Consider the following 17803-nt stretch of genomic DNA (forward strand, 5'->3'; position numbering starts at 1 on the left):
GGGTACGCGGGGGTGCGTGTGGGTGGGGTGCTCAGGCGCGCAGGCGCAGGCCGCGGGGGGTCGCGATGAAGCCGGCGCTTTCCAGGAGGGTGCCGAACGGGGATGTCAGGGCGGAGGCGCCGTTGACGCGCTCCACGGTGACCGTGCCGAGGGAGCCCGCGCGGGCGGCCGCGGCGAGGGCTTCGGCGGCAGCACGCAGACGGGCGTCCTCCATGACCGAGCCGTCCGGGTCCGAGGGCCAGGCCAGCAGGGTCTTGCCGCCGCGCTCCATGTACAGCGTCAGCTCGCCGTCGACGAGCACCACCAGGGAGCCCGCCTTACGGCCCGGCTTGTGCCCGGCGCCGGTGGGGGGCTCGGGCCAGGAAAGGGCCGCGCCGTACGCGTTCGCGGGGTCGGCGGCGGCCAGGATCACGGCTTGGGAGGTGGCCCGGGACGAGGAACGGGCGCGGAACCGGTTGGGGGAGAGCGCGGGGTCGCTGGCGAAGCCGTGGCCGTCGGCGAAGGCGGAGTCCTCGGTCTCGGGGAATCCCAGGGGGCTCGTCGCGTCGAGGTCGAGGTCGTCGGGGAAGGCGTGGGTGTGCGCGGGGTCGTCGTGGCCGTCGGGGAAACCGTTGGTGCGGGGGCGGCCGGGGGTGTTCGGAAAACCGGGGGTGGCTTGGAAACCGGGCGGCCCCGGGAAGGTGTCCCCCGGGAAGTCCCGGGGGTCCTGGGCGGTCAGGGATTCGCCCCGGTCCCGTGCGTTCGCCGCGGCGCGCAGGCGGTCCACCGCTCCGTCCATCGCGAACTGGGCGGCGCCCAGTCCTTCCACCACGTAACCCCGGCGGGCCTGGCCGCTGTCCTCGAACGCGGACAGGATGCGGTAGACGGCGGAGAAGCCACCCTCGACCCCCTCCGCGGCGACGGCGCCCCGGGTCACCACGCCGTGCCGGTCGAGCAGTGTGCGGGCCAGGGCGTGGGCGCGCACGGTGGCGTCGGGCTCACGGGCGGGCAGCAGCGACCAGCGGCCGGCCACCGTCGGCGGGCCCGTACGGGACTGGGGGCGTGCGGCGCCGGTCAGGGAGCCGTAGCGGCCGCGCGGGACCGTGCGTTTGGCGCGGTGCGCCGTGGACCCGGCGGTGCGACCCGAACCCAGGAGCGCGCGCATCGGTGCGAGCGTGTCGTTCGTGAGCCGACCGGACCAGGCCAGGTCCCAGATCGTGTCGGCGAGTTGGGGATCGGTGGCGTCGGGGTGGGTGGTGGCGCGGACCTGGTCGGCGATCTGGCGGAAGAACAGGCCATAGCCCCCGGAGAGGGCGTCCAGCACCGACTGGTGCAGGGCGGTCAGCTCCAGGGGGTGCGGGTCCGGGAGGAGCAGCGGAGCCGCGTCCGCGAGATAGAGCGAGACCCAGCCGTCCTTGCCTGGCAGTGCCCCGGCCCCGGCCCAGACCACCTCTCCGGCGGCCGTGAGTTCGTCGAGCAGCGCGGGGGCGTAACCGGAGACGCGGGAGGGCAGGACCAGCTTCTCCAGGGCGGAGGCGGGCACCGAGGCGCCCTGCAACTGCTCGATGGCGCGCACCAGTCCGTCGATGCCGCGCAGCCCGTGCCCGCTGTCGACGTGCTGCCACTGCGGCAGGAACTGCGCGAGCGCGGCGGGCGGCACCGGCTCCAACTCGTGGCGCAGGGCCGCGAGCGAACGCCGCCGCAGTCTGCGCAGCACGGCCGCGTCGCACCACTCCTGGCCGATGCCCGCCGGATGGAACTCCCCCTGGACGACGCGGCCGTTCGCCGCGAGGCGTTGCAGTGCTCCGTCCGTGACGGCCGTGCCGAGACCGAAGCGGGCGGCGGCGGTGGTGGAGGTGAACGGGCCGTGGGTGCGTGCGTAGCGTGCGAGGAGGTCGCCGAGCGGGTCCTTGACCGGTTCCGTGAAGGCCTCGGGGACGCCGACGGGCAGCGCCGTGCCCAAAGCGTCCCGCAGGCGGCCGGCGTCCTCGATGGCCGCCCAGTGATCGGCGCCGGCGATACGGACCTTGATGGCGCGGCGGGCGGCCGCCAGCTCCTTGGCCCACCGCGGCTCGGCGCCGCGCTCGGCCAGGTCGGCATCCGTGAGCGGGCCCAGCAGGCGCAGCAGGTCGGCGACGCCTTCGGCATCCTTGACCCGGCGGTCCTCGGTGAGCCACTGGAGCTCCCGCTCCAGCTCGGCCAGGACCTCGGCGTCGAGCAGCTCGCGCAGCTCGGCCTGGCCCAGGAGCTCGGCCAGCAGGTGGGAGTCCAGGGACAGGGCGGCGGCGCGCCGCTCGGCGAGCGGGGAGTCGCCCTCGTACAGGAACTGGGCGACGTATCCGAACAGGAGAGAGCGGGCGAAGGGGGAGGGCTCGGGCGTGGTGACCTCGACGAGCCGCACCTTGCGGGACTCGATGTCGCCCATCAGCTCGGTGAGCCCGGGGACGTCGAAGACGTCCTGGAGGCATTCGCGGACCGCCTCCAGGACGATCGGGAACGATCCGAACTCGCTGGCCACCTGGAGCAGTTGGGCGGCGCGCTGCCGCTGTTGCCACAGCGGGGTGCGCTTTCCCGGGCTGCGGCGCGGCAGCAGCAGCGCGCGGGCCGCGCACTCGCGGAACCGGGCCGCGAACAGCGCCGAGCCGCCCACCTGGTCGGTGACGATCTGGTCGACCTCGCCCTTGTCGAAGGCGACGTCCGCCGCGCCGACGGGCGCCTGCTCCGTGTCGTACTCCGTGCCCAGCTTCATGGGCTCCTGGTCGAGCAGGTCCAGGCTCATCACGTCGGCGTCGGGCAGGCGCAGCACGATGCCGTCGTCGGCATGCATGACCTGGGCGTCCATGCCGTAGCGCTCGGAGAGCCGGGCGCCCAGCGCGAGCGCCCAGGGGGCGTGCACCTGGGCGCCGAAGGGGGAGTGCACGACCACCCGCCAGTCGCCCAGCTCGTCACGGAACCGCTCGACGACGATCGTGCGGTCGTCCGGGACGTGCCCGCACGCCTCGCGCTGCTCGGTGAGGTACGACAGCACGTTGTCGGCGGCCCAGGCGTCCAGTCCCGCGGCCAGCAGCCGCAGACGGGCGTCGTCCTTGGGGAGCGAGCCCACCTCGCGGAGGAACGCGCCGACCGCCCGGCCGAGCTCGAGAGGGCGGCCGAGCTGGTCGCCCTTCCAGAAGGGGAGCCGGCCCGGGACACCGGGGGCGGGGGAGACCAGGACGCGGTCGCGGGTGATGTCCTCGATGCGCCAGGAACTCGTGCCGAGCGTGAAGACGTCCCCGACGCGGGACTCGTAGACCATCTCCTCGTCGAGCTCACCGACCCGGCCGCCGCCCTTCTTGGGATCGGATCCCGCGAGGAAGACCCCGAACAGCCCGCGGTCGGGGATGGTCCCGCCAGAGGTGACGGCGAGGCGCTGAGCGCCGGGGCGGCCCGTGATCGTACCCGCGACGCGGTCCCACACCACGCGGGGCCTGAGCTCCGCGAAGGCGTCGGACGGATAGCGGCCCGCGAGCATGTCGAGCACGGCCGTGAACGCCGACTCGGGCAGCGAGGCGAAGGGCGCCGCCCGGCGGACCGTGGCGAGCAGGTCGTCGACCTGCCAGGTGTCGAGTGCGGTCATGGCCACGAGCTGCTGCGCCAGCACGTCCAAGGGGTTGGCGGGGACCCGCAGGGACTCGATGGAGCCGGTGCGCATCCGCTCGGTGACCACCGCCGCCTGGACGAGGTCGCCGCGGTACTTGGGGAAGACGACGCCGGTGGACACCGCGCCGACCTGGTGGCCCGCGCGGCCCACGCGCTGGAGGCCGGAGGCCACGGAGGGCGGTGACTCGACCTGGACGACGAGGTCGACCGCGCCCATGTCGATGCCGAGTTCGAGGCTGGAGGTGGCGACCACGGCGGGCAGGCGCCCCGCCTTCAGGTCCTCCTCGACCAGCGCCCGCTGCTCCTTGGACACCGAGCCGTGGTGGGCCCGCGCGATGACGGGCGGCGCCCCCTGGGCCGCGCCGGAGCCCCCCATCAGCTGGGCCGGGGCGTGCGCCTCCGCCAGGGGCTCACCCGTCGCCCGCTCGTAGGCGATCTCGTTCAGTCGGTTGCACAGGCGCTCCGCCAGGCGGCGGGAGTTGGCGAACACGATCGTGGAGCGGTGGGACTGGACGAGGTCGGCGATGCGCTCCTCGACATGAGGCCAGATGGAGGGCTTCTCCGCGCCCTCGCTGCCGTCGGCGACCGGGGAGCCGCCCAGCTCGCCCAGGTCCTCGACCGGGACGACCACGGAGAGGTCGAATTCCTTGCCCGACGGCGGTTGGACGATCTCCACCTTGCGGCGGGGCGAGAGATAGCGCGCCACCTCGTCCACCGGACGCACCGTCGCGGAGAGGCCGATGCGGCGCGCCGGCCTGGGCAGCAGCTCGTCCAGGCGCTCCAGGGTGAGCGCGAGATGGGCGCCGCGCTTGGTGCCCGCGACCGCGTGCACCTCGTCCAGGATCACCGTCTCGATACCGGTCAGCGCGTCGCGCGTCGCCGACGTCAGCATCAGGAACAGCGACTCGGGGGTCGTGATCAGGATGTCCGGGGGGCGGGTGGCCAGCGCGCGGCGCTCGGCGGCGGGGGTGTCGCCGGAGCGGATGCCGACCTTCACCTCGGGCTCGGGCAGCCCGAGGCGCACCGACTCCTGCCGGATGCCGGTCAGCGGGCTGCGCAGATTCCGCTCCACGTCCACCGCGAGGGCCTTGAGCGGAGATACGTACAGCACCCGGCAGCGTTTCCTGGGGTCGGCCGGGGGCGGGGTCGAGGCCAGCTGGTCGAGCGCGGCGAGGAACGCGGCCAGGGTCTTGCCGGAGCCGGTCGGGGCGACCACCAGCACGTCCGAGCCCTCACCGATGGCCTTCCACGCGCCGGCCTGTGCCGCGGTGGGCGCGGAGAAGGCCCCCGTGAACCAGCCGCGGGTCGCGGGTGAGAAGCCGTCCAGGGCTCGGTGTGCGGAGCTGACCATGCGTCCATCCTGCACCCGGCCACTGACAATTGCTCTGACCTGCGAGAACGCGTCCGCTAGGGGCGATGCGCCTGCTGGCGGTGGTGGGTCGGGGCCGGGCCGGGGGTATCCGTCCTCGGTCAGGCGCGGAATCGGTCGATCAAACGACTTGGCGGCGTTGACGCGCCAGCCGCTGCGGACGGACACCCCCGCCCCGTCCCCTTCCGCGAGTGCGCGGCCGCGGGCTGGTGGGGGTGCCTCCCGCGGCCCCTCGGCGAGGGCGTGGCGGAGAATGGGGGGCGTGGCAGGTTCAGGGCAGGAACGGGCGCGGCACTGGCGGTACGCGGAGTTGCCGGGTGTCGATCTGTTGCGGGCGCGGTTCGTCGAGAAGATCTTTGTGCGGCACACCCACGAGAACTTCGTGATCGCCGCCATCTCCGACGGTGTCGAGGTCTTCCACCACGGCGGCGCCGACCAGTACGCGGGTCCGGGCGCGCTCGCGCTGGTCAACCCCGACACCCCGCACACGGGCCGGGCGGGTGTTCCCGAAGGCTGGCGGTACGGGGCGGTGTACCCCTCGCCCGAGCTGGTGGCGGAGATCGCCGCGGAGACCACCACGATTCGTGGAACCCCCGGATTCGTCAGCCCCGTGCTCGACGATCCGTACGCGGCGGGTCTGGTTCACGAAGTGCTTCGGGCCGCCGAGGAGGGCAACGCGCTCGCGGCCGACACGCTGCTACGGGTCGCGGTGACCCGGCTGCTGCGCCTGAACGGGGGTCCGCTGCCGCAGCGGGGTGTGCACACCGCGGGCGCCCGTGTCGCCGCACGCGCGCGTGCCGTGCTGGAGGAGCGGATGGCCGAGCCTCCGACCCTGGAACGGCTCGCAGCCGACCTCGGCACCAGCCCGTTCGCCCTGCTGCGCGCGTTCCGCGAGACCTACGGCATGCCGCCCCACACCTGGCTGACCGACGCCCGGGTACGCCGGGCACGCCACCTCCTGGACGCCGGTTCAGCGCCCGCCGAGGCGGCCGTCGCCGTCGGCTTCACCGACCAGCCCCATCTCAACCGTCACTTCACCCGGATCGTGGGCGTGCCTCCGGGCGCCTACCAGCGCGAGCGCAAGAACGTACAAGACGCCGACGGGCAGCCGTACCTACCGTCCGGGGTGTGGCAGAACAGACAGCTCTCGCAGACATACGCAGTGAAGAAGGCGGCGGAAAACCCGACGCGGCCGTCGTCCGGGACGCCCTGGGAGTCGGGGTCGCCGTCGGACTGTCCGGTTTCGCCTTCGGAGTGACCTCGGCCGGCAGCGGGCTCACCGTGCTGCAGACCTGCGCGCTCAGCCTCCTGGTGTTCACCGGTGCCTCGCAGTTCGCGCTCGTGGGCGCGCTCGCGGGCGGCGGCAATCCGCTCACGGCGGCCGCGGGCGCGTTCTTCCTCGGGGTGCGCAACGCGTTCTACGGACTGCGGCTGTCACAACTGCTGGCCCTCCCGCGCGCGGTACGCCCGTTCGCCGCGCAGTGGGTCATCGACGAGACCACGGCCGTCGCGCTCGCCCAGCCCACCCGCCGCAGCGTCCGGATCGGCTTCACCGTCACCGGGCTCACCCTGTACGTGCTGTGGAACCTCACCACGCTGCTGGGCGCCGTCGGGGCCGAGGCCATCGGGGACACCGACGCGTGGGGGCTGGACGCCGCCGGGCCCGCCGTCTTCCTCGCGCTGCTCGCACCGATGCTGAAGACCACCACGGAGCGCGCGGTCGCCGGTGCCGCGGTTCTTCTGGGGCTCGGTCTGCTGCCTGTGCTGCCCGCCGGAGTCCCCGTCCTCGTGGCGGCGCTGGCCGCTCCCGCCGCCCTCTACATAGAGGGCCGACGCGCTCCGAAGCCCGCCGGTCGTATGAAGGCCGACAACGACGCACCAAGGGACGACCGTTGAACATCTGGATCGCGATCGGGGCGACCGCCGTCGGCTGCTACGCCGTCAAGCTCATCGGCCTGCTGGTCCCCGTCGGCGTCCTGGAGCGGCCGCTCGTCAAGCGCCTCGCCGCCCTGCTGCCCGTCGCCCTCCTGGCCGCGCTCACGGCTCAGCAGACCTTCGCCGACGGGCGCGTCCTGGTCGTGGACGCGAAGGTCGCAGGACTCGCCGCGGCCGCCGTCGCCCTGCTCCTGCGCGCCCCCTTCCTGCTCGTGATCGGCGCGGCCGTGGTCGTGACGGCGGGAGCGCGGGCGCTGACAGGCTGACGCTCGGTACGCGGACGGCCCGCACACGTGTGTGCGGGCCGTCGAACCGGCGGGCTCGCTCAGCCGATGGGCCGCCCGTACGCCCGTAAGGTGCGCAGGGCCTCGATCGTCACCATGGGGCGGCACTCCAGGGCGGTACCCGGTGCCCACTGGCGCCAGCGGATCGGCCAGCCGCCGTCCTCACGCTGCTCGCCCGCCAGGAAGTCGAGCGAGCGCGCCATCTCCTCGTCGGTGAACCACGCGCGCGCGAGCGACCCCGGGGTCTTCGCGTAGTCGTGCGGGAAGTGGTGCTCGTCCGGCGCGTATCCGGGCGCCACCGGAAACGCCTCCAGGTGCGCCGGGTCCAGTGCCGCGAGCCGGTGCTCGCGCACCAGGCGGCCCAGCCGGTCGGCGGCTGCCTCCGCGCGCGGGCGGTCGGGGGCGGAGTCCAGGAAGGCCACGGCCGCCTCGATCTCGTACGGGTGGGACTTGTCCAGGGACTCGACCGCCCGCCAGCAGAAGTCGGTGGCCCGGAACAGCCAGGCGTGCCACACCTCATTGCGGTGCAGCAGGCCCACCACGGGCCCGGTGGCGAGGAGTTCACTCGGCGGGTCGTCGACGATGGGCACGAAAGGAGCGTGCGGATAGCCACGCTGACTGGGATGGACCGCCGGCAGTGCGCCGTCCGCCGTCGACACCGAGGTCAAGTAGCGGCACACACGCTCCACGCGCTGTCCGCCGCACCGCCCGATCGAGTCGAGGACGCGCAGCGCGTGCCCGGTGTGCAGCGGCTGGCTGACCGGGCCGCGGAGATCGGGTTCGAGCGCGTGACCGTATCCCTCGTCGTCGTTGTGGTAGGCGGCCAGCGCGGTCTCCACCGCGTCGGCGGCACCGACGTCGCTGTTCAGGAAGTGGTACGCGAAACGGCGCTGCTCCAGCACGCGTGCGGTGAGCCAGATGAAGTGCTCGGCGCGCGAGAGCGGGGTGTGCGCCGGGGGCGTCGGGGGGAGTGGGGATGCTCCTGATTCGGCCATGTCTCAGACCGTAGGACGGAAAGCGGTCTCGGCAAGGGGTCCCGGCTCGGGCCCACTCTCAGGGGCGGGATACTGGAGTCATGCGGTTGACGGTCTTCTGGCAGCGGATGGCGGATCACTTCGGTGAGGCGTACGCCGACACCTTCGCGCGCGATCATGTGATGACGGACCTCGGTGGACGGACCGTGCACGAGGCGCTGAACGCCGGCTGGGAGGCCAAGGACGTGTGGCGCGTGGTGTGCGCGACCATGAACGTTCCGTACGAAAACCGCTGACGGACCCCGAAGATCCGGGGCCGGGCACAGATTGTCGGTGGAGTGGGCGAGACTTGCTCCGTGGCCCCGACAGACGAGACCGCGCAGGTCGACCAGCAGACATCCCCCTTCGGCACGACGCCGCCCACTCCGCCCCCGGGCGGGGATGCCCCCGGGCAGGGCGCGCGCATGCCGCGCTGGCTGCCGCGCGCGATGGTGCTCGCGCTCACCCTCGTCGCCCTGTTCCAACTGGGCAGTTGGGCGTTCCACCAGCTCATCGGGCTGTTGATCAACATTCTGATCGCGTTCTTCCTGGCGCTCGCCATCGAGCCCGCGGTGAGCTGGATGGCCTCGTACGGTATGCGCCGAGGGCTGGCCACCTTCCTCGTCTTCTTCGGTCTGCTGATCGCGACGGCCGGATTCATCACGCTGCTCGGCTCGATGCTCGCGGGCCAGATCATCAAAATGATCGAGGGCTTCCCCGAGTACCTGGACTCGGTGATCAACTGGATCAACTCGAGTTTCCACACCCACGTGAGACGGGTGGACGTCCAGGACAGCCTGGTGCACTCCGACTGGCTGCGGAAGTACGTGCAGAACAGCGCGACCGGCGTCCTGGACGTGTCCGCGCAGGTGCTCGGCGGCCTCTTCAAGCTGCTGACGATCACGCTGTTCTCGTTCTACTTCGCGGCCGACGGGCCCCGGCTGCGGCGCGCGTTGTGCTCCGTGCTGCCGCCCGCGCGACAGGCCGAGGTGCTGCGCGCGTGGGAGATAGCCGTCGACAAGACCGGTGGCTATCTGTACTCGCGCGGTCTGATGGCGCTGATCTCCGGCATCGCGCACTACATCCTGCTGCAGGCCCTGGGCGTGCCCTACGCGCCCGTGCTCGCCGTCTGGGTGGGTCTGGTCTCGCAGTTCATCCCCACCATCGGTACGTATCTCGCCGGCGCCCTGCCGATGCTGATCGCCTTCACCATCGACCCCTGGTACGCGCTGTGGGTGCTGATCTTCGTCGTGGTCTACCAGCAGTTCGAGAACTACGTACTGCAGCCCAAGCTGACCGCCAAGACCGTGGACATCCACCCCGCGGTCGCCTTCGGCTCGGTCATCGCGGGCACCGCCCTCCTCGGGGCCGTCGGCGCCCTGATCGCCATCCCCGCGGTCGCCACCCTCCAGGCCTTCCTGGGGGCCTATGTGAAGCGGTACGACGTCACGGACGACCCCCGGGTGCACGGTCACCGGACCAGGACGTCGCCCTCCTTCCGCGCCCGTCTGCGGGGGCTGCTCGGCCGCTGAGGCCGATGAGGTTCACCAGGGTTCACCAGGTGAGGGCCGCCCACACTCCGGCGCCCAGGACCGCCGCCGCGTAGCAGCCGACCGCCGCATGGATGACCCGCTGCCGTGTCCGGTCGCTCCATGGCGTGTGCGACAGCAGCCAGGCCAGCGCGGGCAGGACCAGCACGGCGTGCAGGCTCACTCCATGCAGCGGCTTGAGCGGGGCCGTCGAGTGGTACGCCGCCTCCTGGTGACCGGTGCGGGTGAGGACGACCCCGCGCGCGATCATCGCGGCGCCCGACGCCAGCGCGACGAGCAGGATCGCGAACCCGGAGCGCAGCGCGAGCGGCATCCCCAGGGGGGCCCGTGGGCCGGTTCCGGAAGGAGGCCACCGCGAACACGGTGAGCAGCATCACGAGAACCCCGCCGCCCACCGCGAGTGTCATCGACACCGCCGTGTCGAAGCCGGTCTCCATGTTGAGGTGCGAGGGCACCCGGCGCCACGCCTGAAGAGTGATCCCGCCCACCTCCACGACACAGTCGGCGGCGAACACGACGAGCAGCGCCGAGCGCAGACGCGTTCCGACCCGCAGATACGACGTGACCCACGTGATCGCGATCAGTGTCAGCCCGAAGGAGAGCCCGAACGTGATGGGCTTGCGCCAGGAGACGGGGCCGTCCCAGGGGCCGCCGTCCACGGCGAAGACGACCAGATGCGCCAGCCCGGAGAGCACCAGCACGGCGCCGGTCACGTGGCAGAACCGCTCGGTGGGACGCACTCCGCGCCACGCCCCAGGCCACACGGGGCGCACCGGAGACGGTCGTGCCGGTGGGGCGACGGCGGTGGTCACGGCGGGAGCGGGGGTTCCGCTGCGGCTCTCCATGAGGTCCAAGCTTCGGCGGCCAGGGCCCTGAGGTCGTCGTACGGCCGAAGAATCCGGTGGTACGCCCCGTGGAGTAGGCGGGGACCCCGGCCGTTGTCGGTCCGCGAACGTAGGCTCGGAGGTGCCGCGTGGTGCGCTTGACACCAAAATCGAACATCCATTCTTATGGAATCTCCGGCTGGGCTCTCGGCGGGGATTCGGCAGGGTTTTCACGGAGATGTACCCGAGTTATCCACAGGCTGGACGGGCGTCGGGGCGCATTGTCAGTGGCAGGCGTTAGCGTCTTTGACGTGAAGCGATCGACTCAAGCAAACCGGGTGGAACCCATGGCAGGTACGGACCGCGAGAAGGCGCTCGACGCCGCGCTCGCACAGATTGAACGGCAATTCGGCAAGGGCGCGGTGATGCGCCTGGGCGAGCGGCCGAACGAGCCCATCGAGGTCATCCCCACCGGATCGACCGCGCTCGACGTGGCCCTCGGTGTCGGCGGCCTGCCGCGCGGCCGAGTGGTGGAGGTGTACGGCCCGGAGTCCTCCGGTAAGACGACGCTGACGCTGCACGCGGTGGCGAACGCGCAGAAGGCCGGCGGCCAGGTGGCCTTCGTGGACGCCGAGCACGCCCTCGACCCCGAGTACGCGAAGAAGCTCGGTGTCGACATCGACAACCTGATCCTGTCCCAGCCGGACAACGGCGAGCAGGCGCTGGAAATCGTGGACATGCTCGTCCGCTCCGGCGCGCTCGACCTGATCGTCATCGACTCCGTCGCCGCCCTGGTGCCGCGCGCGGAGATCGAGGGCGAGATGGGCGACTCGCACGTGGGTCTGCAGGCCCGTCTGATGAGCCAGGCCCTGCGGAAGATCACCAGCGCGCTCAACCAGTCGAAGACCACCGCGATCTTCATCAACCAGCTGCGCGAGAAGATCGGCGTGATGTTCGGGTCCCCGGAGACCACGACGGGTGGCCGGGCGCTGAAGTTCTACGCCTCGGTGCGACTCGACATCCGCCGCATCGAGACGCTGAAGGACGGCACCGACGCGGTCGGCAACCGCACCCGCGTCAAGGTCGTCAAGAACAAGGTCGCGCCGCCCTTCAAGCAGGCCGAGTTCGACATCCTCTACGGGCACGGCATCAGCCGCGAGGGCGGCCTGATCGACATGGGCGTGGAGCACGGCTTCGTCCGCAAGGCCGGCGCCTGGTACACGTACGAGGGCGACCAGCTCGGCCAGGGCAAGGAGAACGCGCGCAACTTCCTGAAGGACAACCCCGACCTCGCCAACGAGATCGAGAAGAAGATCCTGGAGAAGCTGGGCGTCGGTGTGAGGCCGACGGAGCCCACCGCCGAGCCGGGCGCGGACGCGGCGGTCTCGACCGCCTCGGACGAGGCCGCGAAGACGGTGCCCGCTCCGGCGGCCAAGGCCACCAAGTCCAAGGCCGCGGCGGCCAAGAGCTAGTCCATGACGCGACGAACCGACTGGGCCGAGTACGCCTACCCCGTCCCCCCGCGGGGGCAGGGGCACGGGGGGAACGGCGACTCGGCCGGAGACGGTGAAAGAGCGCACGGCGGGGACGGGCCGTACGGGGACGAGACGTATGGCGGCTCCTCCGCGTACTCCGGTGATACGTATGGCCCCGAGGGGTTCCACGGCGGGGATCCGTACGGCAGTGACGGTCCGGCGGGCCACGGCGAAGGCGACGGTCTGACGGACGGTCACGGTTCTCCGGGCGGTGGATCGCGCCGTGGCGGTGGGCGGCGCGGCGACGGGGGGCCGCGAGGTGGACGAGGGCGTCGGAGGCGTGGCGGTTTCGGTGAGCCGTCCGACGACCCACAGGACGGAGGCACTCCTTCCTCGTCGAGGGCCGAGAAGGGGGAGCCCCCAGGGGACCCGGCTGAGCGGGCGCGGGCGATCTGTCTGCGCCTGCTCACCGGGACCCCGCGCACGCGGAAACAGCTCGCGGACGCGTTGCGCAAGCGTGAGATCCCCGACGATGTGGCGGACGAGGTGCTGTCACGGTTCGAGGAGGTCGGGCTGATCAACGACGGTGCCTTCGCGGACGCCTGGGTGGAGTCCCGGCACCACGGCCGAGGTCTGGCCCGGCGGGCGCTCGCGCGGGAGCTGCGGACCAAGGGCGTGGACTCGACGCTGATCGACGAGGCCGTCGGGCAGCTCGACTCCGAGCAGGAAGAGACGACGGCGCGTGAGCTCGTCGCGCGCAAGCTCCGCTCCACGCGCGGTCTCGACCGCGACAAGCGGCTGCGACGCCTCGCGGGCATGCTCGCCCGCAAGGGCTACTCCGAGGGCATGGCGCTGCGCGTGGTTCGCCAGGCGCTGGAGGAAGAGGGGGAGGACACGGAGGGCTTGGGGGACGAGGGGTTTTGAGCCTTGGGGGCGACGGGTTTCCGGGGTCGAGGGGGCGCGGTCCGAGGGGCTGAGTCCGTAAGGCCGTGGATGGGAGAAGGTCGGCTCAGGAGGGCTCGAGGGGCGGCTCGGTAGCAGAGCGGCATCTGTTCGGGGCGATGACCTGCGCGAGCGTCCGGCCCCAGGTCTCGATATTGATCCCGGCCCCCGGGCTAGGTGTCTCCTGTCTTCGCCTGCGCTCTCGAACGCGATTCCGATTCCAACTTCGGCCCTGATCCCGACTCCGGCCTCGAACCAGGCTCGGCCTCGATCCGCCCCCGGTTTCGCCCCGGCCCCTGAACCCGGCCTCTGACCCTCCCCTTCTCCCGTCTCCCCACCCCCGCCCGCCCCTGGATTGTCCAGCTCCCCTTCGTGAGGGTGGGGTTAACCCCCGGAGGGAGACGCCGGGTTGCCGCAATGCACAGGTGTCTGTGCACAGAGGACTGTGTACGCATGGCACAGGAACCCGGCGCGGAACCCTTGGCGGGGCGGGGCGAGGAGACTTCGCGTGGCCCCACAGAGCTCTCCGACCTCGCCACGCTCAAGGCCCTCGCGCAGCCCCGTCGGCAGCGCATGCTTCAGCACCTCACCGTGCACGGCCCCGCCACCTCGGCGACGCTCGCCCGGGCGCTCGGGCTCAACACCGGAGCCACCAGCTACCACCTGCGTGAGCTCGCTCGGTACGGCTTCGTGGAGGAAGTGGACCGACCGGCTGAGGCGGGCGGCCACGGCAGGGAGCGCTGGTGGCGGGCCGTCCCCGGCGACCGCCGCTTCCCGCCGCGCAGTCGGCAGAGCCCCGAGATGCGGCTCGTCATGGACGAGCTGAACCACCACGCGTACGCCGCCGACCTCGAACTCTTCGAGCAGATGCAACTGCAGACGCAGGCGCAGAGGCAGCTACGGACGCGGGGCGCGGACGGGGAGGTGGGCGAAGCCGATCCCTGGGTCGACGCCTTCCCCTACTCGCGCGGCAGCATCCGGCTGACGCTCCCCGAACTCCGCGCGTTCTTCGAGGAGTACATCGCGCTCCTCAACCGCTACAAGCGCCCCGAGGCCGACACTCCGCCCGGCGCCCGCACCGTGCTCACCCGGTTCCTCGCCTTCCCGGCCCCCGACGCCGCGCCCGACACCGCGCCTGAGAACCGCCCGGCACCCCACGACAGACCAGGGAGCGACCCCTCATGATGCTGCGTTACGCCCTGCGGACCGTCCGAGCCCGCAAAGGTGGCTTCCTCGGTGCCTTCTTCGCCTTGATGTGCGCGGCCGCTCTCATCACCGCCTGCGGCACCCTCCTGGAGACGGGCCTGCGCGGCACGATCGCCACCGAACGGTATGCCGCGACGCCCGTCGTGGTCTCCGCCGACCAGAACGTCCACCAGACCACCGTCAAACACAAGAAGGGCAAGACCAAGGTCAAGCACAAGGCCAAGCCGATCGCCGAACGGGCCTGGCTCCCGGACGACCTCGCCACCGAGCTCCGGAAGGTGCCCGGCGTACGTGAGGTCGTCCCCGAACTGACCTTCCTGGCCGAGCCCTTGGCACCCGGCGGAGCCGTCGACAAGGACCGGCCCGCCTACGGGCACGCCTGGGACTCCGCCGCGCTGACCCCGTACACCCTCACCACCGGCACCGTCCCCAAGGCCGACGGTGATCTCGTCATCGACCGCCGTCTCGCCGAGCGCGCCCATCTAGAGCCCGGCGACCGGCTCACCGTCCAGTCGACGCAGAGCCCGCGGACCTACCGGGTGACCGGAATAGCCGCCCCCGCTCACGAGGTGCGGCACCAGACCGCCCTCTTCTTCTCCACCGCCGAGGCCCGCCGCCTCGCCGCCCACCCCGGACAGGTCACCGCCTTCGGGGTGCTTCCCGCCAAGGGCACGGACGCGGCCGTGCTGAAGCGATCGGTCAGCACGGCGCTGCACGGAACCAAGGCGCCGCACGGTACGAGCGCGCAGGTCAGCGCCGGTGACGGCCGAGGGCCCGTGGAGTTCCTGGACGCGGCCGCCGCGCGTACGAAGCTGGTCAGCATGGGCGGTGCGATGGGCGGCACCTCACTGCTCGTGGCCGTCCTCGTGGTGGTCGGGACCTTCGCGCTCTCCGTGCAGCAGCGCCATCGCGAACTCGCCCTGCTGCGCGCCATCGCCGCCACGCCGGGCCAGATCCGGGCGCTCCTCGGCCGTGAGGCACTGATCGTCGGGGCCGCCGCGGGTACCACCGGCGCGCTGGCGGGGCTGCCGCTGGGGAGTTGGCTGCACCGCCGGTTCGTGGCCATGGGCGCCGTGCCGGCCACGCTTCAGCACACCGTGAGCGTCTTCCCGCCGTTCGCCGCGCTCGCCGCGACACTGCTCGGCGCCTGGGCCGCCGCCCGTATCTCCTCGCGCCGGATCGCCCGGATCCGCCCGGCCGAGGCGCTCGCCGAAGCCAGGGCCGAGCGCACCCGCCCGGCGTGGGGACGGATCCTCGCGGGTGTCGCCCTGCTCGCCGGTGGTGCCGTCCTCGTCGCCGTGCTCAGTGTTCTGCGCACGGAACCCGCCTCGACTCCCGTGACCTTCCTGGCCGTCGTGGTCCTCGCCTCCTCGGTCGCGCTGCTCGGTCCGCTGCTGGTCAGGGCGGCCGTGGCCGTACTCGGAGGTCCGCTCGCGCTGACCGGGCCCAGCAGTCGGCTGGCGCGTGCCAACCTCCGTGGCCATGCCGCCCGGATGGCCTCCGTCGTCACCCCTCTGACCCTCCTCATCGGCATGACCTGCACCGTTCTCTTCGTCCAGCCGACCCTGGGCAACGCGGCCCGCGCCCAGGCCCGCGAGGGCATCCGCGCCGACTGGGTGGTGGCCGCCCAGGGCCCGGGCGTACCGGCCGAGGCCGCACGGCGGCTGCGTACGCAGCACGACACCGTCACCGAAGTGGTCCGCACGACCGTCCGGGTGGGACTCGACAAGTACGCGGCGCAGGGCGTCACCCCCGGGGGCCTCACCCGCACCTGGGACCCGGACGTCACAGCCGGCTCCCTGAAGAAGCTCACCGAGGACACCGTCGCCGTCAGCCAACTCGCCGCCGACCAGCTCCACCTGAAGCCCGGCAGTCCCCTGAAACTCACGCTCGGCGACGGAACACCCGCCACGCCGACCGTGGTGGCCGTCTACGCCAAGGGCCTCGGCTTCGGCGACCTCACCTTCGCCCATGACCTGATCGCCCGCCATGTGGACAACCCGCTCGCGGCCTCCGTCCTCGTCAGCACCGCCCGTACACAGACACAACTCGCGACTACTCTCCGTGAGTTCCCGGGGATCCACGTCCTCGCTCCGGCCGCCGCCGACTCGATCCAGGCCGCACGGCAGCAGGCGAACGCCGAGGTCAACTACCTCGCCATGGGACTCGTCCTGGCCTTTACCGCCATCGCCGTCGTCAACACGCTGGCCATGTCGGTCTCGGAGCGTGTCCGCGAGTTCGCGCTGCTGCGCCTCGCCGGGGCGACCCGGCGCCAGGTGCTGGGGATGCTGCGCACGGAGGCGCTCTCGGTCCTGCTGCTCGCCACCGCGCTCGGCAGCGGAATCGCGCTCGCCGTCCTGACCGCGTTCAGCGTCGGCATGACGGGCGAGGCGGCTCCGGCGGTCACACCCCTGGTGTACGTCGCCGTGGTCGCGCTCGCCGGGCTGCTCGCGCTCGTCGCCACCGCGTTGCCGGGCCGGGTGGCGTTGCGGGTGAGCCCGGTCACGGTGGCCACGGCCAAGGAGTAAGCGGCGGTACGCAATGGTGGGCGCCCCTTACATCAGGAGGCGCCCATCAAGTACGTACCGCGACCAAGTACGTACCGCCACACGGTGATCGTGAGCCCAGAGCTAGGCCGTCACCGGGAGACCGGCCGCCTTCCACGCCTGGAAGCCGCCGACCAGGTCGGTCGTCCGGTGCAGTCCGAGCTGGTGGAGGGAGACGGCGGCGAGGCTGGACGCGTACCCCTCGTTGCAGATCACCACGACCCGCAGATCGTGGCTCGTGGCCTCCGGGGCGTGGTGGCTGCCCTGCGGGTCGAGCCGCCACTCCAGTTCGTTGCGCTCGACGACGAGGGCGCCGGGGATCAGTCCGTCGCGCTCGCGCAGGGCGGCGTACCGGATGTCGACTAGGAGGGCTTCGCCGGCCTGCGCGGCGGAGTACGCCTCCTCGGCCTCCACCCGGTCGAGTCCCTCGCGGACCCGTTCCAGCAACGTGTCGATGCCCACCGGGCGGGGTGCGCTCACTGCCAGTCCTCCGGACGCTCGACGTGCTCCAGGCGCAGCACCTGTCCCGTGCGGCTGTAGCGGCGGATCCGGGGCAGGGGCGGGTAGTACGCGTGGACGGAGATCGCGTGCTCCTCGGTGGACTCGTTGAGCACCTCGTGCACGTGGTGGCGGCCGAAGGAGCGGCCCTCGCCGGCCGGCAGCCGACGTTCGCGGTCGACGTCCTCGGAGAGTTCGAGGGTCTTCCAGCCGTCGGTGGGCAGGCGGGCGGCGAGCGAGTATTCCTTGAGCTCGCCCGCGGCGGCGACGAAGGCACCGACCGAGTCGGCGTGGTCGTGCCAGCCGGTCCCGGTGCCGGGGGGCCAGCCGATGAGCCAGGCCTCGCTGCCACCGGGGCCCTCAAGGCGCACCCAGGTGCGGCCCTCGGGGTCGAGGGGGAGGGAAGCGATCAGCTCGGCGTCGGCGGCGGTGCGGCGCACGAAGTCGAACAGGTCGGCCTGGGTGGGGGCCTGGACCGGTGCGGAGGAGGAAGGCGTGGTGGAGGGGGTGGACACAGACACGGGTACCGTCCTGGGCGTTCGC

13 protein-coding genes and 1 pseudogene are annotated in these 17803 nt (G+C 72.2%); 9 read left to right on the plus strand and 5 right to left on the minus strand.

Annotated features, from left to right (window positions below; genetic code table 11):
- Positions 1–31: 31 nt before the first annotated feature.
- A complete protein-coding gene (locus OG798_RS37500; RefSeq protein WP_267062977.1) occupies positions 32–4969 on the minus strand; it encodes an ATP-dependent helicase in 4938 nt (1645 codons plus the stop codon).
- A gap of 280 nt (positions 4970–5249) precedes the next feature.
- Here OG798_RS37500 and OG798_RS37505 point away from each other — a divergent pair, with 280 nt between their 5' ends.
- The 3 genes from OG798_RS37505 to OG798_RS37515 are packed head-to-tail and all read left to right on the plus strand — an operon-like array spanning position 5250 to position 7188.
- On the plus strand, positions 5250–6245 hold the full coding sequence (locus OG798_RS37505) for an AraC family transcriptional regulator (RefSeq protein ID WP_257037911.1): 996 nt from the start codon (positions 5250–5252) through the stop codon (positions 6243–6245).
- A complete protein-coding gene (locus OG798_RS37510) occupies positions 6143–6883 on the plus strand; it encodes an AzlC family ABC transporter permease (RefSeq protein WP_257017275.1) in 741 nt (246 codons plus the stop codon). The genes OG798_RS37505 and OG798_RS37510 overlap by 103 nt, the downstream gene beginning before the upstream one ends.
- The gene (locus tag OG798_RS37515; protein ID WP_095852263.1) at positions 6880–7188 is read left to right on the plus strand and encodes an AzlD domain-containing protein; all 309 of its coding nucleotides are present in this window, start codon (positions 6880–6882) and stop codon (positions 7186–7188) included. Before OG798_RS37510 ends, OG798_RS37515 begins: the two co-directional genes overlap by 4 nt.
- A gap of 59 nt (positions 7189–7247) precedes the next feature.
- Here the strand turns inward: OG798_RS37515 and OG798_RS37520 are convergent, their stop codons facing one another.
- Positions 7248–8201, minus strand: coding sequence for a hypothetical protein (locus tag OG798_RS37520; protein WP_095852262.1), 954 nt, complete (start codon positions 8199–8201; stop codon positions 7248–7250).
- Positions 8202–8281: 80 nt separating this feature from the next.
- Here OG798_RS37520 and OG798_RS37525 point away from each other — a divergent pair, with 80 nt between their 5' ends.
- The gene (locus OG798_RS37525) at positions 8282–8476 is read left to right on the plus strand and encodes a DUF3046 domain-containing protein (protein WP_095852261.1); all 195 of its coding nucleotides are present in this window, start codon (positions 8282–8284) and stop codon (positions 8474–8476) included.
- A 60-nt stretch (positions 8477–8536) separates the two neighbouring features.
- The gene (locus OG798_RS37530) at positions 8537–9751 is read left to right on the plus strand and encodes an AI-2E family transporter (RefSeq protein WP_095852260.1); all 1215 of its coding nucleotides are present in this window, start codon (positions 8537–8539) and stop codon (positions 9749–9751) included.
- A 22-nt stretch (positions 9752–9773) separates the two neighbouring features.
- Here the strand turns inward: OG798_RS37530 and OG798_RS37535 are convergent.
- Positions 9774–10614 (minus strand): annotated as a pseudogene (locus tag OG798_RS37535) (hypothetical protein).
- A gap of 326 nt (positions 10615–10940) precedes the next feature.
- Here OG798_RS37535 and recA point away from each other — a divergent pair.
- The 4 genes from recA (at position 10941) to OG798_RS37555 (ending at position 16744) form a co-directional block, all read left to right on the plus strand.
- On the plus strand, positions 10941–12065 hold the full coding sequence (gene recA, locus OG798_RS37540; protein WP_060897132.1) for a recombinase RecA: 1125 nt from the start codon (positions 10941–10943) through the stop codon (positions 12063–12065).
- A gap of 3 nt (positions 12066–12068) precedes the next feature.
- Entirely contained in the window at positions 12069–12992 is a 924-nt protein-coding gene (gene recX / locus OG798_RS37545) for a recombination regulator RecX (RefSeq protein WP_121414846.1), read from the plus strand.
- A 471-nt stretch (positions 12993–13463) separates the two neighbouring features.
- Positions 13464–14195 (plus strand): winged helix-turn-helix domain-containing protein, encoded by a 732-nt coding sequence (locus OG798_RS37550; RefSeq protein ID WP_267062979.1) that lies wholly within the window; start codon positions 13464–13466, stop codon positions 14193–14195.
- Positions 14192–16744, plus strand: coding sequence for an FtsX-like permease family protein (locus OG798_RS37555; RefSeq protein ID WP_267062980.1), 2553 nt, complete (start codon positions 14192–14194; stop codon positions 16742–16744). Before OG798_RS37550 ends, OG798_RS37555 begins: the two co-directional genes overlap by 4 nt.
- 102 nt (positions 16745–16846) lie before the next feature.
- Here the strand turns inward: OG798_RS37555 and OG798_RS37560 are convergent, their stop codons facing one another.
- Positions 16847–17242 carry a rhodanese-like domain-containing protein gene (locus OG798_RS37560; RefSeq protein WP_443053942.1) on the minus strand — a complete coding sequence of 132 codons (396 nt, stop codon included), beginning with the start codon at positions 17240–17242 and terminating at the stop codon, positions 16847–16849.
- Positions 17239–17775, minus strand: coding sequence for a cysteine dioxygenase (locus OG798_RS37565; RefSeq protein ID WP_095852254.1), 537 nt, complete (start codon positions 17773–17775; stop codon positions 17239–17241). Before OG798_RS37565 ends, OG798_RS37560 begins: the two co-directional genes overlap by 4 nt.
- Positions 17776–17803 lie beyond the last annotated feature (28 nt).

The sequence above is a fragment of the Streptomyces sp. NBC_00271 genome (genome assembly GCF_036178845.1).
Lineage (GTDB): Bacteria > Actinomycetota > Actinomycetes > Streptomycetales > Streptomycetaceae > Streptomyces.